Origin of the sequence: Streptomyces hazeniae (genome assembly GCF_031845485.1) — a bacterium.
Lineage (GTDB): Bacteria > Actinomycetota > Actinomycetes > Streptomycetales > Streptomycetaceae > Streptomyces > Streptomyces hazeniae.
On sequence record NZ_JAVREQ010000001.1, the window covers coordinates 720186 to 743458 of the forward strand.

The 23273-nt window shown below is 73.9% G+C and carries 20 protein-coding genes and 1 riboswitch; of the genes, 8 read left to right on the forward strand and 12 right to left on the reverse strand.

Annotated features, from left to right (window positions below):
* Window positions 1-38 precede the first annotated feature (38 nt).
* From RM572_RS02910 to RM572_RS02920, 3 genes are all read right to left on the reverse strand, one after another.
* Window positions 39-902, reverse strand: coding sequence for a metallophosphoesterase family protein (locus tag RM572_RS02910; RefSeq protein WP_311671652.1), 864 nt, complete (start codon window positions 900-902; stop codon window positions 39-41).
* A 38-nt stretch (window positions 903-940) separates the two neighbouring features.
* Window positions 941-2206, reverse strand: a complete 1266-nt coding sequence (locus RM572_RS02915; RefSeq protein ID WP_311671653.1) for an FAD-dependent monooxygenase — start codon at window positions 2204-2206, stop codon at window positions 941-943.
* Between the two features lie 268 nt (window positions 2207-2474).
* Complete coding sequence (locus RM572_RS02920) at window positions 2475-3077, reverse strand: response regulator transcription factor (protein ID WP_311671654.1); 603 nt, start codon at window positions 3075-3077, stop codon at window positions 2475-2477.
* Window positions 3078-3878: 801 nt separating this feature from the next.
* Window positions 3879-4036, forward strand: a riboswitch (cyclic di-AMP (ydaO/yuaA leader).
* Window positions 4037-4038: 2 nt separating this feature from the next.
* Between RM572_RS02920 and RM572_RS02925 the strand changes: the two genes are divergently transcribed.
* Both RM572_RS02925 and RM572_RS02930 read left to right on the forward strand, forming a co-directional pair.
* A complete protein-coding gene (locus RM572_RS02925) occupies window positions 4039-4701 on the forward strand; it encodes a transglycosylase family protein (RefSeq protein ID WP_311671655.1) in 663 nt (220 codons plus the stop codon).
* 581 nt (window positions 4702-5282) lie between these two features.
* Entirely contained in the window at window positions 5283-6218 is a 936-nt protein-coding gene (locus RM572_RS02930; RefSeq protein ID WP_311671656.1) for an aminoglycoside phosphotransferase family protein, read from the forward strand.
* Between the two features lie 60 nt (window positions 6219-6278).
* On the opposite strand, the gene RM572_RS02935 is transcribed toward RM572_RS02930, so the two are convergent.
* A complete protein-coding gene (locus RM572_RS02935; protein ID WP_027763583.1) occupies window positions 6279-7385 on the reverse strand; it encodes a PucR family transcriptional regulator in 1107 nt (368 codons plus the stop codon).
* Window positions 7386-7680: 295 nt separating this feature from the next.
* On the opposite strand from RM572_RS02935, the gene nhaA reads away from it, so the two are divergent.
* Complete coding sequence (gene nhaA / locus RM572_RS02940) at window positions 7681-9069, forward strand: Na+/H+ antiporter NhaA (protein ID WP_311671657.1); 1389 nt, start codon at window positions 7681-7683, stop codon at window positions 9067-9069.
* 17 nt (window positions 9070-9086) lie between these two features.
* Here nhaA and RM572_RS02945 read toward each other — a convergent pair whose 3' ends face one another.
* From RM572_RS02945 to RM572_RS02960, 4 genes are all read right to left on the reverse strand, one after another.
* Window positions 9087-10439, reverse strand: a complete 1353-nt coding sequence (locus tag RM572_RS02945; protein WP_311671658.1) for a hypothetical protein — start codon at window positions 10437-10439, stop codon at window positions 9087-9089.
* Window positions 10440-10464: 25 nt separating this feature from the next.
* On the reverse strand, window positions 10465-11124 hold the full coding sequence (locus RM572_RS02950; protein ID WP_311671659.1) for a hypothetical protein: 660 nt from the start codon (window positions 11122-11124) through the stop codon (window positions 10465-10467).
* Window positions 11125-11274: 150 nt separating this feature from the next.
* A complete protein-coding gene (locus tag RM572_RS02955) occupies window positions 11275-11940 on the reverse strand; it encodes a response regulator transcription factor (RefSeq protein WP_311671660.1) in 666 nt (221 codons plus the stop codon).
* Window positions 11941-12017: 77 nt separating this feature from the next.
* Window positions 12018-13610 (reverse strand): sensor histidine kinase, encoded by a 1593-nt coding sequence (locus tag RM572_RS02960; protein WP_311671661.1) that lies wholly within the window; start codon window positions 13608-13610, stop codon window positions 12018-12020.
* 136 nt (window positions 13611-13746) lie between these two features.
* Here RM572_RS02960 and RM572_RS02965 point away from each other — a divergent pair, with 136 nt between their 5' ends.
* Together RM572_RS02965 and RM572_RS02970 are read left to right on the forward strand one after the other, a co-directional pair.
* Window positions 13747-14712: an ABC transporter ATP-binding protein gene (locus RM572_RS02965; RefSeq protein ID WP_311671662.1), complete on the forward strand. Its 966-nt coding sequence runs from the start codon at window positions 13747-13749 to the stop codon at window positions 14710-14712.
* The gene (locus tag RM572_RS02970) at window positions 14709-15527 is read left to right on the forward strand and encodes an ABC transporter (protein ID WP_311671663.1); all 819 of its coding nucleotides are present in this window, start codon (window positions 14709-14711) and stop codon (window positions 15525-15527) included. Before RM572_RS02965 ends, RM572_RS02970 begins: the two co-directional genes overlap by 4 nt.
* 128 nt (window positions 15528-15655) lie before the next feature.
* Here RM572_RS02970 and iolD read toward each other — a convergent pair whose 3' ends face one another.
* The 3 genes from iolD to RM572_RS02985 all read right to left on the reverse strand — a co-directional run bounded on the left by iolD (window position 15656) and on the right by RM572_RS02985 (window position 19601).
* Window positions 15656-17548, reverse strand: a complete 1893-nt coding sequence (gene iolD, locus RM572_RS02975; protein ID WP_311671664.1) for a 3D-(3,5/4)-trihydroxycyclohexane-1,2-dione acylhydrolase (decyclizing) — start codon at window positions 17546-17548, stop codon at window positions 15656-15658.
* Window positions 17545-18444 carry a 5-deoxy-glucuronate isomerase gene (iolB, locus tag RM572_RS02980; protein WP_311671665.1) on the reverse strand — a complete coding sequence of 300 codons (900 nt, stop codon included), beginning with the start codon at window positions 18442-18444 and terminating at the stop codon, window positions 17545-17547. The genes iolD and iolB overlap by 4 nt, the downstream gene beginning before the upstream one ends.
* Window positions 18445-18518: 74 nt before the next feature.
* Window positions 18519-19601, reverse strand: coding sequence for a 5-dehydro-2-deoxygluconokinase (locus RM572_RS02985; protein WP_311671666.1), 1083 nt, complete (start codon window positions 19599-19601; stop codon window positions 18519-18521).
* Between the two features lie 114 nt (window positions 19602-19715).
* Here RM572_RS02985 and RM572_RS02990 point away from each other — a divergent pair, with 114 nt between their 5' ends.
* The 3 genes from RM572_RS02990 (at window position 19716) to RM572_RS03000 (ending at window position 21444) form a co-directional block, all read left to right on the forward strand.
* Window positions 19716-20618 carry a sugar phosphate isomerase/epimerase family protein gene (locus RM572_RS02990; protein WP_311671667.1) on the forward strand — a complete coding sequence of 301 codons (903 nt, stop codon included), beginning with the start codon at window positions 19716-19718 and terminating at the stop codon, window positions 20616-20618.
* A gap of 228 nt (window positions 20619-20846) precedes the next feature.
* Entirely contained in the window at window positions 20847-21044 is a 198-nt protein-coding gene (locus RM572_RS02995; protein ID WP_027763577.1) for a helix-turn-helix transcriptional regulator, read from the forward strand.
* A gap of 181 nt (window positions 21045-21225) precedes the next feature.
* Window positions 21226-21444 carry a heavy-metal-associated domain-containing protein gene (locus RM572_RS03000; RefSeq protein WP_311671668.1) on the forward strand — a complete coding sequence of 73 codons (219 nt, stop codon included), beginning with the start codon at window positions 21226-21228 and terminating at the stop codon, window positions 21442-21444.
* 425 nt (window positions 21445-21869) lie between these two features.
* Here RM572_RS03000 and RM572_RS03005 read toward each other — a convergent pair whose 3' ends face one another.
* On the reverse strand, window positions 21870-23183 hold the full coding sequence (locus tag RM572_RS03005; protein ID WP_311671669.1) for a citrate synthase: 1314 nt from the start codon (window positions 23181-23183) through the stop codon (window positions 21870-21872).
* Window positions 23184-23273: the final 90 nt, after the last annotated feature.

Consider the following 23273-nt stretch of genomic DNA (forward strand, 5'->3'; position numbering starts at 1 on the left):
CCAACTCTGCGACGGCCCGGGCCCCGAGCCGGATCGGGTCAGGAAGGGGAACGCGCGGGTTCGGCCTCGGGCAGGACGGGCACCAGCCGGCCGGGCACGCCCTGCCGCCGCTGCCACTCGCGCGGGTAGCCCAGGGAGACCTCCCGGTGAGGGACCCCGTCCCGGCTGATGGCCCGGGGGATGTGCAGGTGTCCGTAGACGACGGTCCGGGCCCGGAAGCGCCGGTGCCAGTCGGCCGTGGCGGTCGTTCCGCACCACAGCGCGAACTCCGGGTGCCACAGCACGCGTGTGGGTTCGCGGATCAGCGGCCAGTGATTGATCAGGACGGTGTCCCGGTCGGCGGGGATCTCCGCAAGGCGCGCCTCGGTGGCCGCCACGCGCGCGCGGCACCAGGCCTCCCGGCTCGGGTACGGGTCGGGGTGCAGCATGAACTCGTCCGAGCAGATGACTCCGGCCTCGTCGGCGACCCGCAGGGCCTCCGTCTTGTCGGCGGTGCCGTGCGGGCGGAAGGTGTAGTCGTAGAGCAGGAAGAGCGGAGCCACGACGACGGGCCCGCCGCGGCCCTCCCACAGCGGGTACGGGTCCTCGGGCGTGACCACGCCGAGGGCCCGGCACATCTCGACCAGATGCCGGTACCGCTTCTCGCCGCGCAGCTGCAGCGGATCGTCGGGGACGGTCCACAGCTCGTGGTTGCCCGGCGTCCACACCACCTTGGCGAAGCGACGGCTCAGCGTGCGCAGCGCCCATTCCACGTCGGCCGCCATCTCGCCGACGTCTCCGGCCACGATGAGCCAGTCCTCGTCCGACTGCGGCCTGATCTCGTCGACGATCCGCCGGTTCTCGGCGTAACGGACGTGCAGGTCGCTGACGGCGAAGAGCCCTCCCGGCCGGTTCTCAGACACACGTCCACTCCAGCGCAGGCCCCGGAGTGCGACAACCCCTAACCGACGGTCGCGTACCCCTGTCCGGGGCGGCCGGTGTCGTAGGCGTAGAGCGGGGCGAGGTGCTGGAGGGTGGAACGACCTCGCAGCGCCAGGTCCCTGGCCCGCTGTTCCGGCCCGTCGGGCAGCAGCAGGCCCGCGCCGTCCTCGCGTGCGGCTGCTTCCACCGCGGCCACGCGCGGCGCGCGCAACGACGCGTAGCGGGCCAGCGCCTCGGGCAGTCCGTCGCGCGGCTCCCCGGCCAGGCATGCGGCGAGGTCGAAGGCGTCCTCCAGCGCCTGTGCGGCGCCCTGCGGGCCGAGGAGCAGCGCGGGGTGCGCCGCGTCGCCCAGCAGCGCCGTACGCCGGGTGTTCCAGCGGGCCGGCGGTTCCCACTCCTGCGGGACGAGGCGTCGTACGGTGCCCGCGCCGCGGGCGGCCGCGGTGGCGAGCTGGGCGGGGATGCCGCGCCAGTGCCCGAAGTCCTGGACGAGATCCTTGGGTTCGGCGACCGCGGTCCCCTGATCGGCCGGCTGATCGGCCGGCCCGGGGGCGTCCGCCGCGTCCGGGTCGTCCGGACGGAGCGCGGTGGCGGTGAAGGCGACCTGGGCGCCCCCGGCGACGGGGTAGCAGACGAGATGGGCCCCGGGGCCGAGCCAGCGCCGGACGAGGGCGTCCCGTGCCACCGCCCGGGGCAGGCGTTCGACGGGCAACAGACCCTGGTGAACGGTGAGTCCGGCCGGCCTGGGTGCCGGTGTCTCGGGGCTGATCGCGGCGCGCACCGCGGACCGTGCGCCGTCGGCGCCGACGACCGCGTGGGCGCGGTGCGTGCCGCCGTCCGCGCAGTGCAGGGTCACGCCGTCGGCGTCCTCGGTCAGTCCCGTCACGGTCCGGCCGGTGTGCAACGCCCCGGCGGGGACGCCTGCGCGCAGGGCGGCGCGGAGGTCGGTGTGCCGGACGGTGTAGTAGGGCGCGCCGAAGAGCCGTTCGCAGGGAACGCCGTGGGGGATGCGGGCGACGGGACGGCCGTCCCATCCGCGGATCTCGGTCGCCTCCACGCGGACGGCGCAGGCCCTCAGTACGGGTCCGAGGCCGAGCCGGCACAGGGGGCGGACCGCGTTCGGCGCGAGTTCCTCACCCGCGCCGTCCCCGGCCGACTCCCGCTCCCGCTCGAAGACCTCGCACCGCGTACCGGACGCGGTGAGTGCGGCCGCCAGTGCCAGTCCGCCGATACCGGCACCGACCACAGCGATGCGCGGCCGGTCCTCCACTCCTGCAACGCGCACCGCTCTGCCTTCTCTCCACATCTCAGGCACAGAGGATGTCCACGCCGCGGGGCGGACACAACGCCGCCCGGGAGGCTGCTGACTTCTGTCGCGAGTGGCATGACATCGGTCACCGTCCCGTCCGTTCCGGTCGCCTACCGGCCGGGGGTCGCCGCAAGCTGACGTCACCGCAGCGGCGCACCGGCGGCGTCCGGAGTCATCCGGGCGTGCGTCGCGGCGGGGCGCCGGACGTGGAGGACCGAGGAGAGGGGCTGAGGCGATGGCGTGGTCAGAGCCAGCCGCGGCTGTTCGCTATCCGGGCGGCGTCGAACCTGTTGCGCCCCTCCAGCTTCTTGATCGCGCTGGAGGTGACGTTGCGGACCGTGCCGGGTGACAGGTAGAGCTCTGCGGCGATCTCCTTGATCGGTGCTCCGCCGGCCGTCAGTCTCAGCACTTCTCTCTCCCGGTCGTTCAGCTGGCGGCTGTTGCGGGAGGGAGGGCGGAGCAGGGACGGGTCGATCGTCGGACAACCCGCCACGATGCCCCGGATGGCATGCACCAGATGAGTTAAACGGGCGTGGTTCGGGATGACGCTGAAGACGCCGGCCACGGCGCGGTCCAGGACCGCTCTGCTGGGCTCGGCCGCGATGACGGCGATGCCGCAGTCGGGTGCGGCGGCGCGCAGTTCGTCGGCGAGGTGGAGTTCGTCGCGACCCGTGGTGGTCGCGCCGAGGACGGCGACGGTGGGACGTACGCGCAGCACCGCCGGGACGATCTGCCGGCTGTCGTTGACGGTCTCCACGACGTCGAAGTCCCGTACCTGCTTGAGGGTTTCGGCCAGGGTCTCCGAGATCAGGCGACGTTCGTCGGCCACTAGGATGCGAATTGTCACTGCTTGAACTCCCCGCGTGGACCCGGTGAGCCCGTGGTTTCCAGGCACGCCGAAGTCCCAGCTTGAATGTGAACATACACTGGCCCGTACCGCGATAACGCCCCGGAGGGTGCCACCCTCCAACCCCAGTGTCGGCACAAATTCAAACGAACAGCAGAATCCTCTCGGACGCTCTGCCGTGCTCCACCCCTGTCGGTTCACCCCCGTTCGGCGTTGCTCCAGGGTGGAGATCCAAGGCGGTCGACCACACCGCCTGCGTTCCGTAGAGTTACAGACCGACTTGAGACCGGTCAATGGCCCTTCACAAAGAGAAGGCGCCCGGGATGTCGCCCTACCTCCCGCTATGCCGGGAAGGCCGATGGCGATTTGAGCTGGACCTGAGCTTCTCCGGTGTGCTACCCACACGTAGCCGACACGTGCGCATCAGCTGTAACACCCACGACTCCGGCCCGGCACTTCCACGGTCGCACTCCGTCTCTTCACAAGGTGAACGTCCGGCCCCTCCCTCCCGGCGAACCGACCCCCGAGCGCGACCGGCCGGCTCGACGCCACGTCAGGAGAAGGCCTGCGGCGGCGCGTTCGGCCTCCCTCCAGAGGAGTGACGCTCCCGCGGCGGCAGGCACGTCCGACACACCGTCACCACCTGCGGAATCACCGGTTCGGCGCAACACCGGAACGCCCGGACGCCCTGTATGTCGGTTTTTGAACACTCCGGTGCGATGTGCTTACGGTCGCATCGCTCGTCGCCTGACGGGCACCGCGGCCGTCACGCCGAATCCTGCCGGCGGCCGGGGACACTTCGTCGCGTGAGCGCCGTAGGCAGGAGCGGGGGACCCAGGTAGGCCGCCGCACCCGAAGGAGGGAGCGGCTCGGGGCGTATCCGCCCGCGTCAGCGGACGGACGGGCACTCTCCGGCCCGAGCCCGACAGCTCACCTCGCAGGCGTCGGTGAGGAGACGAACATGCTGTTCACTGGCAAGTACCGGGCACACCTGTCCAGCACCCGCGCACGCGTCGCGGCCCTGGTGAGCACGGCGGGAGCCGCGGTCGCGCTTCCGCTGATGTCGGCGTCCAACGCCAGAGCCGCTTCCGTCGACACCTGGGAACAGGTCGCCGCATGCGAGTCCAGCGGAAACTGGCGGATCAACACCGGCAACGGCTACTACGGCGGGCTGCAGTTCTCCCAGTCCAGCTGGGAGGCCGCCGGCGGCACGCAGTACGCACCGCGTGCGGACCTGGCCAGCAAGCAGGAGCAGATCGCCGTGGCCGAGAAACTGCTGGAGATGCAGGGCCCGGGCGCCTGGCCGGTCTGCGGCAGCGAGGGCGGGCTGACCGCAGGGGCTCCCCCCGCGGAGGTGGCCCCCGACACCGGCGCGCCGGAGCAGCAGGCGCCGGAGCAGCAGGCGCCGGAGCCGGCGGCACCGTCGGCTCCCCAGCAGCAGTCCCAGCCCGTGCAACCGGTGCAGCCGACCGGGTCGGACTACACCGTCCGCTCGGGTGACACCCTCGGCGCCATCGCCGTCGCCTACGGCACCACCTGGCAGCAGATCTACGAGGACAACCGCTCGGTCGTCGGCGACGACCCCGATTTCATTCTTCCCGGTCAGCAGCTCGTGATCCGCTGACCCGCCGTCAGGCCACCCGCACGACCTTTCCGGCTCCGCGGTCCGCGCCCGCCCGGCTCCCCCTCCGGCGCAGGCGCGGACCGCTCCCCCGTCTCCTCCCCCGTCCTCCTCCCCCGAGGCAAGAACCGGGCAACCAGGCCCGGCAATCGCCCTCCCCCCGGCCGGGCGCACCGGGACCTCCCCGGCACGACCCCCCCCTCGGGCCGCGGGCGGCTCCGGCGTGCCGGCGCCGATACCCCCACCCCCGTGGGAGGTATCGGCGCCCACGCCTTTCACCTGCACAGACAGCCGGTGTCCGATCCCCTCCCGTGGGCGGACCCGATCGGACCGGCGAGGGAAACCCGGCGCTTGACGCGCCGAGGACTCCTGCGCCGCACCCCCGTGCCGGCTGCCTTGCGGGCCTCATCGTGACATGCAGCGCAGGACTCGCACATTGCCAGAACCCGGCAAAGTTCACGGCGCGTTGACGTCCGACTCCAGCGAGCACGCCCCCCGTTCCGCCCCTGCGGGGCGCTCAGTGGTTCTCCTACATCCGCGACGACGGGGCGCCGCCCCTCCGCGCGCGGCCGTACGTTGCACCGATGACACGTGAAATCCCGCTGCTGTTCGCGCGGAGCATCGTCGACCGCGAGGGAGCCTCCGGCAAGAGATGGCTGGCGGACCTGCCGGGCCTCGTGGAGGCCCTGCTGGGCCAGTGGGACTGCGTACCGGACGGCGAGGCGGCGCACGGCGGCATCGGGATGGTCCTCCCGGTGTCCGGGCCCGCCGGGCGGCGCTGCGTGCTGAAGGTGTCGTTCCCGCACCCCGACCGCGTCCACGAGCCGGACGCGTTCGCGGTATGGGCCGGGCGCGGGGCCGTCCTGCTCCACGAACGCGACGACGACCGGTGCGCCATGCTCCTCGAGCGGGCCCGCCCCTCGACGCTGGCCGACGTCGCGGACGGCGACGAGGTGATGGAGGTCGCCGGACAGCTCAGCCGCCGGCTCGCCGTGCCGGCTCCGCCCGGCCTGCCGAGGCTGCGGGACCGGGCCGACGCCTGGGAGGAGCAACTGCTCAAGGACGCCGCGGAACTGGAGCCGCGGCTACCGGATCACCTGGTGGACGCCGCCCTGGCGACCGTCCGCGAACTCGGCCGGGACCAGCCGGACACGCTGCTCCACGGCGACCTGCACGAGCGCAACATCCTGCGCGCGGACCGGGAACCGTGGCTGGCCATCGACCCCGAGGGCTGGGCGGGGGACCCCGCGTTCGACGCCGGGACGCTGCTCAAGTCCCGCGCCCTGGCGTTCCTGACGACCGGCGAGGTGCCGAAGAGCGCCCTGCTCCGGGCGCTGAACGTGTTCGCGGACGCCGCGGGACTCGACCGTGAACGGGCCCGCCGCTGGGCCCAGCTGCACGCCGTCCAGGACGCGTTCCACGGGCGCCGCCACGGCATGCGCACGGGCACCGGCCCCTCCGGACTGGACTGGCTCACCGCGCTCGGCGACCACGTGGCCCAGTCCCTGGCCCAGCGGTAGGGACCCCCGGCTCCCGGGCCTTCCCCGGCCCCGCCCGGCTCCTGGGGGAAGGCGGCCTCGTCACAGCCCGTCGGCGGGCCAGTTCAGCAGGCGCGCACCCATCGCGGCGGTCTCCAGGGTGTAGCGGTGCAGGGCGTCGCCGGGGTCGTACCCCGTGAGGCTGCGGATGCGCTCCAGCCGGTACGACAGGGTGCGCACGCTGACGCCCAGCCGGCGCGCGGCCTCGGCGTTCACGTAACCGGCGGCGGCGCACTCGGACAGGGTCTCGAGCAGGGGCTCGGCACCGCCGCGCGCCTCCGTCAGCGGGCCGAGCACGGTGCGGACCAGGTCGGCCATCGCCTCCCGGTCGCGCAGCAGCACCGGAAAGACCAGGAGTTCCGACGCGTGCAGCCGCACGCCGTCCAGACCCAGGCGATCCGCGAGGTCGAGGGCGTTCAGCGCCTCCTCGTAGGAGCGGACCACCCCGCTCGCACCGCTGTGCTGCCGCCCGAACGCGACCCGCCGGGCCGGGGCGTAGGCGGGCCCGCCCGCCTGCGCGTGCGCGGCGAACGCCTCCAGCACGGTGGCCTCGGTGCTGGGCGCGATGCACACCAGCCGGCCGTCCTTGGTGGACAGCAGCACGTCCCGCTCGCCGAACCGGCCCAGCAGCTCGCGCTCGATCCAGCGCACCTTGGGGTGCACGTCGTCGTACTTCTCCGGCCCGCACGCCACCGCCACCGCGTGCGCGCCCGCCAGCCGCAGCCCGAAGCGCTGCGCGCGTTCCGCGAGGCGGCCCAGGTCGCTGCGCCCGTACAGCAGGTCGTCGATGAACTCGCGGCGCTCGCCCTCCTCCTGCCGCATGGCGAAACGCAGCGCCCGCTCGTGCCCCTCGCCGAGCGCGGCGACCGCGGCGTCGAGCGCGGCGAGCAGGGCGTCGCCGGTACGGGCCCGCTCGGCGCCGGTCGCGGAGCGGGCGATGCCGGGCAGCGAGCCCCAGAGCGCCCGCGTCGAGCCGATGTACAGGCCGGCGAGGCGCCGCAGGCCGTACCCGCGCTCGGCGGCGCGTTCGCCGAGTTCGCGGAACGCGTCCAGTTCGTCCCGGCGCGGCAGGCGGCCGGTCTCGGAGACCTCTGTCAGCAGCTCCGGGTAGGGACCGAGGAACTCGTCGGAGATCGCGTCGTCCTGCACCGTGGCGTCCGCCCCCCTGGCGTCGTTCGGCCGTGCTCCGGCCCTGTTCGGGGGCTCAGCGTAGGCGAGCGGGATCTCCGGGGCCACGGACGGGCCCCGGCACGGCACGGCGCGTCGCCGCCGCCGACGGCGAGCCGGACGGCGACCGAGGTGTCGGCGACTGTGACGGCGACCACTGTGCCGACCTCGGGTGATGCGTATACGGTGGAGGAACAACGTCAAGATCGCACACAGGTGAGCCGGGAAGTCTGGTCGGCAGCGCTTCGCCCTGCCCAGACGCACTCCGGAGTCCCTGATGCGCCTTTTTTCCGACAAGCAGCCCACAGCCCTGTTCGGGCTGCCCTCCCCCCGTGAACGGAAGCTGCTCACCGACGCGCTGCGCACCGAGACGGCCGGCGGCCTCCTGCTGCTGATAGCCGCGGTGGTGGCGCTGGTCTGGGCGAACAGTCCGCTCGGCGACGTGTACGAGACCGTACGCGACTTCCACTTCGGCATCCCGGCTCTGGGCCTCGACCTGTCCGTCGGCCACTGGGCCTCGGACGGCGTCCTCACCATCTTCTTCTTCGCCGCGGGCATCGAGCTCAAGCGCGAACTGGTGGTGGGCGAGCTGCGCCGGCCCGCCGCCGCCGCGCTGCCGATCGTGGCGGCCGTGTGCGGCATGGTCGTGCCCGCGCTGTTCTACGTAGGGGTCAACGTCGCGGGCGGCGGGCAGCTGGAGGGCTGGGCGGTGCCGATGGCCACCGACATCGCCTTCGCGCTCGGCGTGCTGGCCGTGATCGGCACCAACCTGCCGTCCGGTATCCGCGCCTTCCTGCTGACGCTGGCGATCGCGGACGACCTCGGCGCGATCCTGGTCATCGCGGTCTTCTTCACCTCGACGCTGAACCTCTTCGCCTTCGCCGGAGCGGTCGCCGGCCTGGTCCTCTACTGGCTGCTGCACCACAAGCTGCGTGTCCACGGCTGGTACGTGTACGTGCCCCTCGCCGTGGTGATCTGGGCGCTGATGTACAACAGCGGCGTTCACGCCACCATCGCCGGCGTGGCGATGGGCATGCTGCTGCGCTGCACCCCGCGCAACGGCGAGGAGACGTCCCCGGCCGAGCACATCGAGCACCTGGTGCGTCCGCTGTCCGCGGGCTTCGCCGTGCCCTTCTTCGCCCTCTTCGCGGCCGGGGTGAGCGTGTCCGGGTCGGCGCTGGCCGAGACCTTCCGGGAGCCGGAGGCCCTCGGGGTCATCCTCGGCCTGGTCGCGGGCAAGTTCCTGGGCATCTTCGGCGGCACCTATGTCGCGGCCCGCTTCACGAAGGCCAAGCTCAGTCCCGGCCTGTCCTGGACGGACGTGGCGGGTCTCTCCCTGCTCGCCGGCATCGGCTTCACGGTGTCGCTGCTGGTGGCCGAGCTGGCCTTCACCGACGCGGCCACCCGGGAGCACGTGAAGGCCGCGGTGCTGATCGGCTCGCTGATCTCCGCGGTGCTGGCCTGCGTGCTGCTGAAGCTGCGCGACGCGCAGTACGCGAAGCTGTGGGAGGACGAGATCCGGGACGAGGACCTCGACGGCATACCGGACATCGACCAGCCGGAGGACCTGGAGCACCGGCCGACGGAGTACAAGCGCCGTGCGATGGCCGCTGCCAAGGCCCGCCTGGAGGCGGAGGCCCAGCGCCGCGTGGAGCAGGAGGAGTAGGGCAGCCCGGGTCCGGGTCAGCCCGGTCGGTCCGGTCGGTCCCCGTCTTCCGGGTCGAGGCCGACACGCAGGAAACGCGGCCGGTACCGGGCCGCGTCAACGTGCACGGCGCTCGGGTCGCCGAGCACGTTGACGTCGTAGGAGAGCAGCAGCCCGCGCCCGTCGGGGTCCCCGTGGGCCTGCACGTTGTACGCCGTCGCCCCGGCCTGCCGGCCGCCCGGCGGCAGGCCGGGGACGGTCACCGCGTCCGGTCCGTGCCACGGCCCGTGCGGTGTGCACGACCAGTACGACACGACCGTCTGCGAGGGGCGCCCGTCCGGCCCGCCCGCGTCCATGCTGAACAGCAGCCACGTGCCGCCGTGCCGGGTCACGGTGTAGGTGTTGGTCACGGCGCTGCCCGCCCCGCGCGCTGCGCCGCCCTCCGCCGCGTCCGGCCGCCGCGTCGTGACGTCCATGGGCCGCGCGGCCGTTCCGTCCGGGGACCAGCCGGCTCCCGTCCGGTAGCGCCAGGCCGCCGGGTCGTCGAGGCTGCCGCGCGGGGCCCGCGCCACGTAGGTGCGGGACGGGCCGCCGCCCTCCGTACCCCGCTCGTCGGCCCCGAAGACGTAGGTCCAGCCGCCGTCCCGTACCGCCGAGGTGCCCCACAGCACGCGGTCCCCCGGCGGGGACGAGGGCGGCGGCCGGTGGACCTCGCGGAGGTTCTCCAGGCGCAGGCCGGGCAGGGACAGCGTGGCCACCTCCGTCGCTCGCGGGCTGCCGAAGAGCCACGGCGCTCCGGCCGCCTCCCGCTGCCACAGCAGCACCCGGACGACCCGCTCGCCGGAACCGGGACGGCGCGGCTCCACCACCGCGTCGACCGGCCACCGCCACACCTCGCGACCGTCCGGCGTGGCCGTGCCGGGGAAGAGGGCGGTGGGGCGGCCGTCGGCGGCCGGAAGGTCGCCCGTGAGGGTGCTGCGCGGCTCACCGGCCGGGGACGTCACGACGGCCGAGTTGCGCACCCAGGCGGGCTGCGGGACGCGGCGTCCGCCCGGGTGGACGCGGTCGAGGAAGGTGTCGGCGAACAGCCACAGCGTGCGGCCGTCCGGCAGCCGCACGGACCGGGTGCCGTCGCCGCCGGTCCAGTCGTCCGTACGGCTGCCGTCGTCGCCGTAGCGGGCGAAGGTCCCGGTGATCTTGCGGTCCGGCCGCACCCGCTCGGCCCGCACGGGGGCGCAGTCCGCGGCCTCGTCACGCCCCGCCTGGTCGTCACCCGGCAGCGCGACGACCAGCGCGGCGACCACCACCAGCAGCAGCACGAGCAGCACGGCGTACCGCGGGCGCGGCGTGCGCCGCCGGCGGTCCTGCGGTCGTACGGCCGGTCGCTCCATCACGCGTCAGCGTAGGACCTGCCGGTCAGCACCAGGGGATCTCCGCGCACTGGGAGGGGGTGGGCCAGGTGGAGGGCCAGGAGAACGAGGGCCGGGGAGTGGTGGGGGCCGGTTCCGGTACGACCGGGGTCGGGGCGGGCGGCGTCGGCGACGGGGGCGGCGGGGACGGTTCCGCCGTCTTGGTGGAGGGCGCGGGCCGGGGGTCGGAGCCGGCGATCCGGGGGCTGGGCGTGGCGGAGGGCGTCGGGGCGGAGTCGCTCGGGCGGTCCGTGCGGGGCTGTTCGGTGCGGCGGGTCCCGGGCGTGCCCCCGGCCTGTTCACCGGCGGGCGCGAACACCAGGAAGCCTCCGCATGCGAGCGCGGCGACCAGGACCGCCGCAGCCGCGCCCTTGGCCAACGGCCCGCCCCGGCGACGCCGGTCCGGTACCGCGGGCGGCTCGGCGGGACGGGCGGCGCCCCTCGGTGCGGCGGGCGCCGCGGGCGGCAGCGGTCCCGGGCCGACGGGCGTCACGCCCACGGGTATCGGCGCCGTGTCGCGGGCGTCCGCCTCGGGGGGCAGCGGGCCGGGTCCCTGCCCGGGCCCCGCTGCGGAGCGGTCCGGATCCACCGGCGTGCCGCAGTCGGGGCAGCACAGCGCTCCGTTGAGGGTTCTCCCGCAGGTCTGGCAGGGGGTGGCGGGTGTCATGGGCGGTCACCTTGTCGCGACGGGCCGGGCGGGGGGCCGCTGCATCCTCCCACCCCCGCCCGGACCGCGGGCAACCCCCGTACGCCGGGATCGCGTTCGCACCTCCGGCGGCCTGACGCACCGTCGTGCAACGTGCCGGGGCACCGCCGGTCAGGCCGGTTCCGCGGGGTCCACCAGACTCGCCTCGTGGGCGACGATCGCCGCCTGCACGCGATTGCGCACGCCCAGCCGGGCGAGGATCGTGCTCACGTAGCCCTTGACCGTGCCCTCCACCAGATGCAGGCGCCGGGCGATCTCCGCGTTCGACAGTCCGGCGCCCAGCAGACCGAGCACCTCCTGCTCACGGGCCGTCAGGGCGGCCGTGCGCGCGGCGGAGTCCTGCGCGCGGGGCGGGGACGTCCTGCGCATCTCGGTGATCAGCCGCCGCGCGACCAGCGGGGAGAGGCAGGCACCGCCGGCCGCCACGGCGTGCACGCCGGAGATCAGGTCCCGCGGGTCGGACGCCTTGAGCAGGAAACCCGCCGCCCCCTGGTCCAGTGCCCGGGAGATGTACGCGTCCTCGCCGAAGGTGGTCAGCACGACCACGGCCGTCTCCACCTTCGCGGCCCGCAGTTCGGCTGCCGCCGCCAGCCCGTCCAGCTTCGGCATCCGGATGTCCATCAGCACGATGTCCGGGCGGTGCCGACGGCACGCCTCCACCGCTTCGTGGCCGTCGGCCGCCTCCGCGACGACCTCGACCCTCGGGTCGGCGGTCAGGATCGACCGAACCCCCGCCCGGATCATCGCCTCGTCGTCGGCGATCACCACGCGCACCATGCTCTCTCCCTCGTCCGTCCGCGGGGATCCCGCGCCGGCCCGCCCGGCGGAGGACACCGGCGCCGGACGCCCGGCGCTCACCGCGCGGCCCCGTCGTCGAACGCGTCCTTGGCCACCAGCACGTCGCCGTCGAAGCACAGCCGGTAGACCGTGCCGGAGGACCCGAGCACGCCGCCACCGGCACGGTAGTACGCGCAGTCCGCTCCTGCCGGTACGGGCGACTCCCGTACCAGGGGCGGCGGTTCGCCGATGGTACGGGCCGGAAGAGACGCGGCCAGCTCGGCCCGCGGCTGCCCGACCCGCAGGCGCGCGTAGTCCTCCGGCGCCAGGGAGGTGGTGACCGAGGTGAGCACGTGCAGTCCCATCAGCACGACCACGAGAGCCGTGCCGAGCAGTACCGGAACCAGCGCGGCGCGCGCCGTGCGGCGCCGCAGCCCGGTCCTGGCGCGCCGCAGCTCCGAGTCGGCGGCGGTCTGCGCCGGGGGGTGCGCGCCGGGCGCCCCCGGCGCGCCGGCGTCCGCCGGGGAAGCGGCCGACGGGTCGTGCGGCAGCCGTGCCCGCACCTCGAATCCGCCGCGGCACGGCCGGGTGCGCAGCGAACCGCCCAGTACGCGCACCCGCTCGTCCATGGCGATCAGGCCCGAACCGCTGCCGACGGCCCGAGGCGGAGCCGTGGACGCCGCCTCGGGGGACGGCTCGGGCGGCGGCTCGTTGACGACCGCGACCAGGCTCTCGGCGGCGCCGTGCCGGACGTCCACGGTGACCGGTGCACCAGGTGCGTGCTTGACGGCGTTGGTGAGCGCCTCCAGCACCACCCGGTAGGCGGCCCGTTCGGCGGGCGGCGTGAGGAGGCCGCGGTCGCCGTGCTCCTCGAAGCGCAGCGGCACGGTGTCCGCGAAGCGCCGCACGAGGTCGTCGAGGGTCTCCCCGGCGGGTTCGAGCGGCGGGGCCGCCGCCTCCCGCAGCAGCCCGACGACCTGGTGCAGCCGCTCGGTGGCCAGCACCGAGCGCTCGCGGAGCGACCGCACCGCGGCCCGGTGACGCTCGGGCAGGTCCGGGTCCACCTCGAGCCCGCCGGCCAGCAGTGCCATCACGCTCAGCTCGTGCCCCAGCGAGTCGTGCATGTCGTCGGCGATCTGGGCGCGCTCCTTCAGCCTGGCCCGTTCGGCGACGAACCGCTGCTCCCGCTCCAGCCGGTCGGCCAGCTCCCACCCGGCATGCACCAGTGCGGTCCGCTGCCGCCACCAGTCGCCCGCCCACCAGGGCAGCACCGCGGCTGCGAACGCGACCATCAGCAGGCTCACCCAGTCGCCGCCGCCGAGGAGGGCACCCACCGCGAGCGCCACCGACGCGACCGCGGCGAACGCCACCTGGACGTCCCTCAGCCGGGTCGCCCGGTGGCCGGCCAGGAAGCACAGCACCGCGGAGGCCGCCACGGTCCAGAGTCCGGAGTGCGCCCACACGGTGAACAGGCCCAGCGAGGCGGCCAGTCCCAGCGACACGGGCGGGGCGGCACGCGCCGTCGCCGCCGCCGCGGCGGCGGTCGCCACGGCACCGGCCCACGCCACCGGCCGCTGCGCGAGGTCGGCGGCGTCCAGCAGCGAGGACACCGGCAGCAGGAGCAGGACGGCGTCCGTGCGGCGCCCCGCGTGTCCTTTCCCCAGGTCCATTTCCCGCACGCTATACGAGCGCCCCCGCCGGGAGACCTGCCGAAAGTCAGGTCGGTCACCCGCCGATCGCCGGATGTCCGGCGGGCGGTGGTCTTCCTACGGTTCCGGCCATGACGTGGGAAGGAGCCGAAAGGCCATGATCACACTGGACCGACTGACCAAGAGGTACGGCGAGAAGACCGCCGTGTCCGACTTCTCCTTGCAGATCCGACCCGGCAGGGTCACGGGATTCCTCGGCCCGAACGGCGCCGGGAAGTCGACCACGATGCGGCTGATCACCGGCCTCGACACGCCCACGGGTGGCCGGGCGCTCATCGACGGCACACCGTACGCACAGCTCTCCCACCCGCTGCGCGAGGTCGGCGCGCTGCTGGACGCCAGGGCCGGACACCCCGGCCGGTCCGCCCGCGGGCATCTGCTCGGCATGGCCCGCAGCAACGGCATCCCGGCCGGCCGGGTGCGCGAGGTCCTGGAGACGGTCGGGCTCGCGGAGGTCGCCGGCAGGCGCATCGGCACGTTCTCACTCGGCATGGGGCAGCGCCTGGGCATCGCCGCGGCACTGCTGGGCGACCCCCGGGTGCTGCTGTTCGACGAGCCGGTCAACGGACTGGATCCGGACGGCGTGCGCTGGGTCCGGGAGCTGATCCGCTCGCTGGCCTCCGAGGGGCGTACGGTCTTCGTCTCCAGCCACCTGATGAGCGAGATGCAGGACACCGCGGACCACCTGGTGGTCATCGGGCGCGGCAGGATCCTCGTCGACGAGCCCGTGGAGACGGTGATCGCCGGCAGTTCGCGGAACGCGCTGCGCGTCCGCACGCCCGAACCGGCCCTGCTGCGGGCGGAGCTGCGGGCGGCCGGGCTGACCGTCGAGGAGCGGCCCGAGGCGGCCCCTGACGAGCTGATCGTCCTGGGCGCGGGCCTCGAAGAGGTGGGCGCGCTGGCCTTCCGCAGCGGGGTGCCGCTGCACGAACTCAGTCTGCGCAGGGCCAGCCTGGAGCAGGCGTACATGGAACTCACCGCCGGCAGCGTGGAGTACGGCGTCGCCGCTCCCGCGCCGGACGGCGCCGACGACGTGGTGCGGGGAAAGGCGGGGACGCGATGACGAGGACGGAACCGACGCGCGGGGGGCCGCCGGTTGTCGGCCGAGCGGGGACGGTCACCGGCGGAGGGCTGCGGGGCGCCCTCGCGTTCGAGTGGACGAAGCTGTGGAGCGTCCGGGCGACCTGGTGGAACCTGCTCATCGGCGTGGTGCTGGCCGTGGGGTTCGGCGCGATGCTCGGCCTGTCGGCGGACGCGAGCGCGCAGAAGGGTCTCGACGTCGCCCTGCCCGCCCCTCATGTCGCCGCGCAGGGCATCACGGTCGCGCAGCTGACCGTCGTGGTGCTGGCGACGCTGGCGCTCACCGGCGAGTACACCGGCGGCTCGATCCGCAGCACTCTGCAGAGCGTCCCGGTCCGGGGTCGCATGCTGCTGGCCAAGACGGCGGTGGTCGGCGGTGTGGTCGCGGTCGTCGGCGCCGTCCTATTCAGCCTGCCTGCGACGCTCGCGGCGGCCGGCTTCATGGGCGACCTCGGCGCGTACACGAGTGGTGAGGCGGCCGGCACCGCGCTGGGCGTCGGCACCTACCTCGCGCTGCTGGCCGTCATGGCGGTCGGCACCGGTGCCCTGCTCCGCAGCGGCGCCGGCACGATCACCACGCTGATCATGGTTCTGATGGCGCTGCCGGAGCTCACCAAGGTCGTCGGCGCGGACTGGCTGGTGCGGGTCGGGGCGTACATGCCGAGCGTCGCGGGCGAGGTGCTGATGACGCACCGGTCCGAGCCCTACGGCGGGGGGACCGCGCTCGTGGTCCTCCTCGCGTGGGCGGCCGCGGCCCTCGGGGGAGGCTACGCGGCCCTGCGCTCGCGCGACGCGTGACGGCCCGGCGGGGGTGGATGCGTGGGTGCGCCCACCCCCACCGGACACCCCGCCGGACACCCCCGCCGGACACCCCCGCCGGGGCCGTACACCGGACCACGGCGGACGGCCCGGGCTGGCCGCGAAGGTCAGAGGTGCCGGCGGCGGTGGGCGGCGTGCCGGTCGTACTCACGGCGCGCCTCGACCGCGGCCGGGCGGCTCGCCGTCTCGGCGACGGGCACGTCCCACCAGGCCTGCGGCGCCAGCGCCTCCCGCACCCGGGGGCGCTGGTCCGCGTCGGCGGCACGCGTCTCCACGTACACGCAGGTGGGGCGGCTGGACGCGCGCGCCGCGCGCAGCGCGGCCCGCAGTTCGTCGACCGTTCCGGCGCGCAGCACCTCCAGGCCCAGCGAGGCGGCGTTGGCGGCGAGGTCCACGGGCAGCGGGTCGCCGGTGAAACGGCCGTCGGCGTCGCGGAAACGGTAGGCGGTGCCGAGGCGTTCGCCGCCGGTGGCCTCGGACAGACCGCCGATGGAGGCGTAACCGTGGTTCTGCACCAGCACCACGTTGATGTTCAGGTTCTCCTGGACGGCGGTCACCAGTTCGGTCGGCATCATCAGGTAGGTGCCGTCGCCGACCAGCGCCCACACCGTGCGGTCGGGAGCGGCGAGGCGGACGCCGAGGGCGGCGGGGATCTCGTAACCCATGCAGGAGTACCCGTACTCCACGTGGTACTGCTGCCGGGAGCGGGTGCGCCACAGCTTGTGGAGGTCGCCGGGGAGCGACCCCGCGGCGTTGATCACCACGTCCTCGTCGCCGACGACGGAGTCGAGCGCACCGAGGACCTGCACCTGGGTGGGCCGCACCCCGCCGTCCTCGGCTCCCAGCGCCGTCTGCACGAGGCGGTCCCAACGGGCCTTCGCCCCTTCGTACTCCGTCTCGTACCGCGCCGGCACCCGGTGGCCGTCGAGCGCCCCGGCCAGGGCCTCCAGTCCGGCCCGGGCGTCGGCGACGAGGGGCAGTCCGCTCATCCGGCCGCCGTCGCACGGCGCGATGTTGAGGTTGACGAAGCGGACTCCCGGCTGCCGGAAGAGCGTCATCGAGGCGGTGGTGAAGTCGGTCCAGCGGGTGCCGACGCCGAGCACCACGTCGGCCTCGCGGGCGCGGTCGTCGGCGTTCGGGGTGCCGGTGTGGCCGATCCCGCCGAGGTCGCAGGGGTGGTCGTGGCGCAGCGAACCCTTCCCGGCCTGGGTGGAGGCGACGGGGATGCCGGTGGCCTCGGCGAAGGCGGCGAGGGCCGCTTCGGCCCCGCTGTGGCGGACGCCGCCGCCGGCGACGATCAGCGGGCGTTCCGCCGCGCGGAGGACGGCCGCCGCCTCGGCGAGGGCGTCGGGGTCGGGGAGCGGGCGGCGCACCCGCCAGACGCGTGGCGCGAAGAAGTCCTCCGGCCAGTCGTACGCCTCGGCCTGCACGTCCTGCGGCAGGGCGAGGGTGACGGCGCCGGTCTCCGCCGGGTCGGTGAGCACCCGCATCGCCTCCAGCGCAGCGGGGATCAGCACCTCGGGGCGGGTGATCCGGTCGAAGTAGCGGGAGACCGGCCGCAGCGCGTCGTTGACGGACACGTCGCCGGCGTGGGGGACCTGGAGCTGCTGGAGCACGGGGTCGGCGGGGCGGGCGGCGAAGACGTCGCCGGGCAGCAGCAGTACCGGCAGCCGGTTGACGGTGGCCAGGGCGGCGCCGGTGACGAGGTTGGTGGCGCCGGGGCCGATGGAGGTGGTGACCGCGTGGGTGCGCAGCCGGTCGCTCTGCCGGGCGTAGCCGACGGCCGCGTGCACCATGGCCTGTTCGTTGCGGCCCTGGAGGTAGGGCATGGCGTCGCCGCTCTCCAGCAGCGCCTGTCCGACGCCGGCCACGTTGCCGTGGCCGAAGACGCCCCAGCAGGCGGTGACCAGGCGCTGCCGGGCGCCGTCCCGTTCGGTGTGCTGGGCGGTGAGGAAGCGGAGCAGGGCCTGGGCGACGGTGAGCCGTCGGGTCAGGGTCATCGGGGCGTCTCCTCCCGGGCGGTGGTCAGCGGCAGCCGCGGGTCGATCTCCTGGTCGCGCCAGCTCCGCCGGATCCAGGCGTGGTCGGGGTGGTCGCGGATCAGCCACCGGCGTTCCGTGTCGGGGCCGGCCATCACGTTCAGGTAGTACATCGCGTGGCCGGGGGCGGCGATGGACGGTCCGTGCCAGCCGTCGGGGATGAGGACCGCGTCACCGGTGCGCACCTCGGCCAGCACGTCGGTGCCGGCTCCCCGCCCCGAAGGGGTGACGCGCTGGTAGCCGACGCCCTCGGTGCCGTCGTGCGGGGCGATCTCGAAGTAGTAGATCTCCTCCAGCTCGCTCTCTTCTCCGGGCCGGTGCTCGTCGTGCTTGTGCGGCGGGTAGGAGGACCAGTTGCCTCCGGGGGTGAGGACCTCGACGGCGATCAGCCGGTCCGCCTCGAAGACGTCGGCGGCGGCGAAGTTGTTGACCTGCCGGGAGCAGTTCCCGGCGCCGCGCAGTTCGACGGGGACGCCGGACGCGGGCCCGTAGCGGGCGGGCAGCCGCTCCGTGCAGCGGGCGCCGGCCAGGGCGAAGCGCCCGCCGGCGGAGCTGTCGATGCGGACGTGGGCGTCCCGGGGTACGTAGGCGAAGTCGGTGACGGCGGTGAACGGCGACGCGCGGCCGTCGAGGAGGAACGTCTCCCCGTCGGCGTTCACTCCGCAGCCGCCGGAGAGCGGCAGCACGATCCACTCGCTGTCTCCGGTGTCGAAGCGGTGGCTGCCGCGTGGCGGGAGTTCCAGCACGCGCAGCGCGGAGTGCTGCCATCCGGCGTCAGCGGGCGTGATGTCCAGCCGGTACGGGCCGGGCGCGGCGTCGGCCGGGGTGCGGTGGTGGTGGCCGTGGTGCGAAGTCATGTCGTTCAGCCTCCCCCGGGAGGGGCGTGGTGATGACTTCCCGCGCGCGGAGACGGTGAACCCGGGTCGGGGTGTCAGCCGGTCGGCGTGCGCGCGGGCGGGTTCCCGTCGGGTGCGCCGAGGAAGTCGTCCAGCTCGGCGTCGGTCGGCATGGCGGTGGAGCAGGCGAGGCGGGAGGCGACGAGAGCACCGGCCGCGTTGGCGCGGCGCACGGTGTGCTCGAGGTCCCAGCCGGCGAGCAGTCCGTGGCACAGCGCGCCGCCGAACGCGTCGCCGGCGCCCAGGCCGTTGAGCACCTCCACGGGGTGCGGCGGGACCTGCACCCGGGTGCCGTCGCGGTGGGCGGCGAGGACGCCGTCGCCTCCGAGTTTGACGACGGCGAGCTCGGCGCCGCCGTCCAGCAGGGCGTCGGCGCAGGCGGCGGGGTCGCGCACGCCGGTGGCGACCTCGCACTCGTCGAGGTTCCCGACCGCCACGGTGGCGTGTGCGAGGGCGGCGCGGTAGACGGGGCGGGCGGCCTGCGGGCCGTCCGGCCAGAACATGGGACGCCAGTCCAGGTCGAGGACGGTGGCGACGGTCCCGGGGGCGCGGTCCGCTCCGCCGCTGCGGGGGTCCGCTCCGCCGCCGCGGGGGTCCGCTCCGCCGCTGCGGGGGTCCGCTCCGCCGCTGCGGGCCGCCAGGGCGGCCAGGGTGGCCTCGCGGCTCGGTTCCTCGCACAGCCCGGTGCCGGTGGCCCAGAAGACGCGGGCGGCCCGGACGGCCGCCAGGTCGAGTTCGCCGGCGGCGATCCGGAGGTCGGGGGCGGACTGCCGGTAGAAGTACAGCGGGAAGTGGTCGGGCGGGAAGATCTCGCAGAAGGTCACGGGCGTGGCCAGGCCGGGAACGGGCGTGACCCAGCGGTCGTCGACGCCGAAGTCGGTCAGTGCGCGGTGGCAGTAGTCGCCGAACGGGTCCTGCCCGGTGCGGGTCACCACGGCGGTGCGGCGGCCGAGCCGGGCTGCGGCGACGGCCACGTTCGTCGGGGAGCCGCCGAGGAACTTGCCGAACGTCTCGACGTCGCTCAGGGACACGCCCGCCTGCAACGGATAGACGTCCACGCCGATGCGTCCCATGGTCACGACGTCGAAGCTGTCGGCGGGCGGGGCGGTTGTCGGCATCGGCCCTCCTGTGGCGGCGGACGGGGGATCGCACACGGCTCGGTGTCCCATTGTGGACCTGGGCGGTGGTGGCATGGGTAGTTTGAGGCGACAGCGACGTGAGGAGTTCTCTCCATGACCGTCACCCTCGACCGCCTGCGCGTCGGCTCCGCGCCCGACTCGTGGGGTGTCTGGTTCCCCGACGATCCCCAGCAGGTCCCCTGGCAGCGCTTCCTGGACGAGGTCGCCGCGTCGGGCTACGAGTGGATCGAGCTGGGTCCGTACGGCTATCTGCCGGTCGATCCGGCCCGGCTGGCGGACGAGGTGGGCAGGCGGGGGCTGCGCGTCTCGGCCGGCACCGTCTTCACCGCCCTGCACCGGGGGCCCGCCGTGTGGGAGGAGACCTGGGCGCACGTGCGGCGCGTCGCGGAGCTGACCCGCGCCATGGGTGCGGAGCACGTGGTGGTGATCCCGTCGTTCTGGCGGGACGACCGGACCGCGCGGGAGATCGAACCGCCGGAGCTCACCGCCGGGCAGTGGCGGCATCTGGCCTCCGGCATGGAACGCCTCGGCCGCGAACTGAGGGACGGGTACGGCCTGGACATCGTGGTGCACCCGCACGCGGACACGCACATCGACACCGAGGAGCACGTCGGGAGGTTTCTCGACGCCACCGACCCGGACCTGGTCGGACTCTGCCTGGACACGGGCCACTACGCGTACTGCGGCGGAGACAGCGTCAAGCTCATCGAGACCTACGGCGAACGCATCGGCTACCTGCACCTGAAGCAGGTCGACCCGGAGGTGCTGGCGGACGTCCGGGCCCACGGGACGCCGTTCGGGCCGGCGGTGCGGCAGGGCGTGATGTGCGAGCCGCCGCGCGGCGTGCCGGCGCTGGAGCCGGTGCTGGCGGCGGCGCAGAAGCTGGGCGTCGACATGTTCGCGATCGTGGAGCAGGACATGTACCCGTGCCCGCCGGAGCAGCCGATGCCGATCGCCGTGCGCACCCGGCGGTACCTGCGGGGCTGCGGGGCCTGACTCCCGCCCGTACGTGTGGAGTCGCGGGGCAGCACCCGGCCGGACACCGCCGCACGGCCCGCCGTGCGGACGGCCGTTCGGCCGGTTCCCCGGGGGTCACCGGGGTCACCGTTTCGCGCGTTCCGCGTCACGGGGCGGCTACAGGGCCCCGCGGCGGCGGCCGGCGGTCGCCCTCCGGTCACAGGGTGGCCCGGGACATACCGCCGCCCCGTGGGAGGTGCAGGGACATTGACCGACCGTCGGCTCTGGTCCTACAAGGAGATCGCCGCGCACATCGGCGTCCAGCCGGACACCGTGCGCTCGTACCGCAAGCACGGCCTGCTGCCGCCACCGGACCTGGTGGAGGGCGGCAGGCCCTTCTGGTGCGCGGACACCGTGCGGGAGTGGGTGGCCCGGCGCCCGGGAAACCGCGGGGGACGGCGCTGAGGGGCACCGGGTGGCGCGACCGGCGGGGCGAGCGGGGGAGTCCCCTCGCGCCCCGCATCCCGGGAGGAACCCCTGCGGTGCTCATCCCGGGAGGAGCCCCTGCGGTGCGATACCCTTGGGGGGTATCACACGGATGAGCGAGGACCGGAGACGTACCGGCCCGAGGGCGAGGAGCACTGCGATGAGCACCGTCACGACCACCTACAAGGTCACCGGCATGAGCTGCGGCCACTGCGAGAAGGCCGTCGCCGAGGAGGTCGGCGGCGTCGCCGGCGTGACCGCCGTACAGGCCGACGCGAAGAGCAGCCTGGTGACGGTGACCTCCGCCGCCGAGCCGGACGACACGGCGATCGGCGTCGCGGTGGACGAGGCCGGCTACGAACTGGTCGGGCGCACCTGAGACGCCGTCCCCACGGGTGGCGCGGCGCGTGGCGACACGCAACGGAACGCAACGGAAAACGCCCCGGCCGGCAGGTCCCCCCACGGGCCCACCGGCGGGGCGTTTCCATGTCCCGGTCATGGATTCCCCCCACGGGATCCTGGCCGGGTGTCTTCGGGTGCATCCGCTCCGGGAGGGCCGCTCAAAGCTCTTTCGGTCCGGTTGCACCGTGGGCCGACTCCGCCGGGTGTCGACTCACACCCCTTAGACCCACGACCCCCGAAAAGGGTTGGACTCCTCTTGCTGTGACCTGCGTCACATTTTTGCACCCTCTTCACCACCGGCGCCAGACCCGCACACCGCGTGCGAACAGAACGAGCCGAGGCCCCGGTCCGGGGACCGGGGCCTCGAAGGGCGGTGCGGGGGGGGGCGGGGCGCGGGACGCGTCAGCGGGACTCGACGGGGACGTACTCGCGCTCGACCACACCCGTGTAGATCTGCCGCGGACGACCGATGCGGGAGCCCGGCTCCTTGATCATCTCGTGCCACTGGGCGATCCAGCCGGGCAGCCGGCCGATGGCGAACAGCACGGTGAACATGCTGGTCGGGAAGCCCATCGCGCGGTAGATCAGGCCGGTGTAGAAGTCCACGTTCGGGTAGAGCTTGCGCTCGACGAAGTAGTCGTCCGCGAGCGCGTGCTCCTCCAGCTTGAGCGCGATGTCCAGCAGCTCGTCGCTCTTGCCCAGCGCGGACAGCACGTCGTGCGCGGCCGCCTTGATGATCTTCGCGCGCGGGTCGAAGTTCTTGTAGACCCGGTGGCCGAAGCCCATCAGCTTGACGCCGTCCTCCTTGTCCTTCACGCGGCGGATGAAGGAGTCGACGTCGCCGCCCTCGCGCTGGATGCGCTCCAGCATCTCCAGCACGCTCTGGTTGGCGCCGCCGTGCAGCGGACCCCACAGGGCGTTGATGCCGGCCGAGATGGAGGCGAACATGTTCGCCTGCGAGGAGCCGACCAGGCGGACCGTGGAGGTGGAGCAGTTCTGCTCGTGGTCCGCGTGCAGGATGAGCAGCTTGTCCAGGGCGCTGACCACGACCGGGTCCAGCTCGTACTCCGCGGCGGGGACGGAGAACGTCATCCGCAGGAAGTTCTCGACGTAGCCGAGGTCGTTGCTCGGGTAGACGACCGGGTGGCCGATCGCCTTCTTGAAGGCGTAGGCCGCGATGGTCGGGAGCTTGGCGAGCAGCCGGATCGTCGAGAGGTGCCGCTGCTCCTCGTCGAACGGGTTGTGGCTGTCCTGGTAGAACGTCGACAGCGCGCTGACCACCGAGGACAGCATGGCCATCGGGTGGGCGTCGCGCGGGAAGCCGTCGTAGAAGCGCTTGACGTCCTCGTGCAGCAGGGTGTGCTGGGTGATCTCGTTCTTGAAGTTCGCCAGCTGGTCGACGGTGGGCAGCTCGCCGTTGATGAGCAGGTAGGCGGTCTCGATGAAGGAGCCGCGCTCCGCGAGCTGCTCGATCGGGTAGCCGCGGTAGCGCAGGATGCCCTGCTCACCGTCGAGGTAGGTGATGGCGGACTTGTAGGCCGCCGTGTTGCCGTAACCGGAGTCCAGGGTCACCAGACCGGTCTGAGCGCGCAGCTTGCCGATGTCGACGCCACGGTCGCCGACCGTGCTGTCCACCAGCGGGTAGCTGTACTCGCCGTCCCCGTACCGCAGTACTACGGCGTTGTCATCGCGGTTGTCGCTCACGTCTTCCCTCACCGACGTCGTGCCTCTTCTTCGAGGTGCCCTGACTCTCTCCACTGTCCCCCATCCGGTGCCGTGCGGTGCACTCGGGGTCGGCGAACGGGC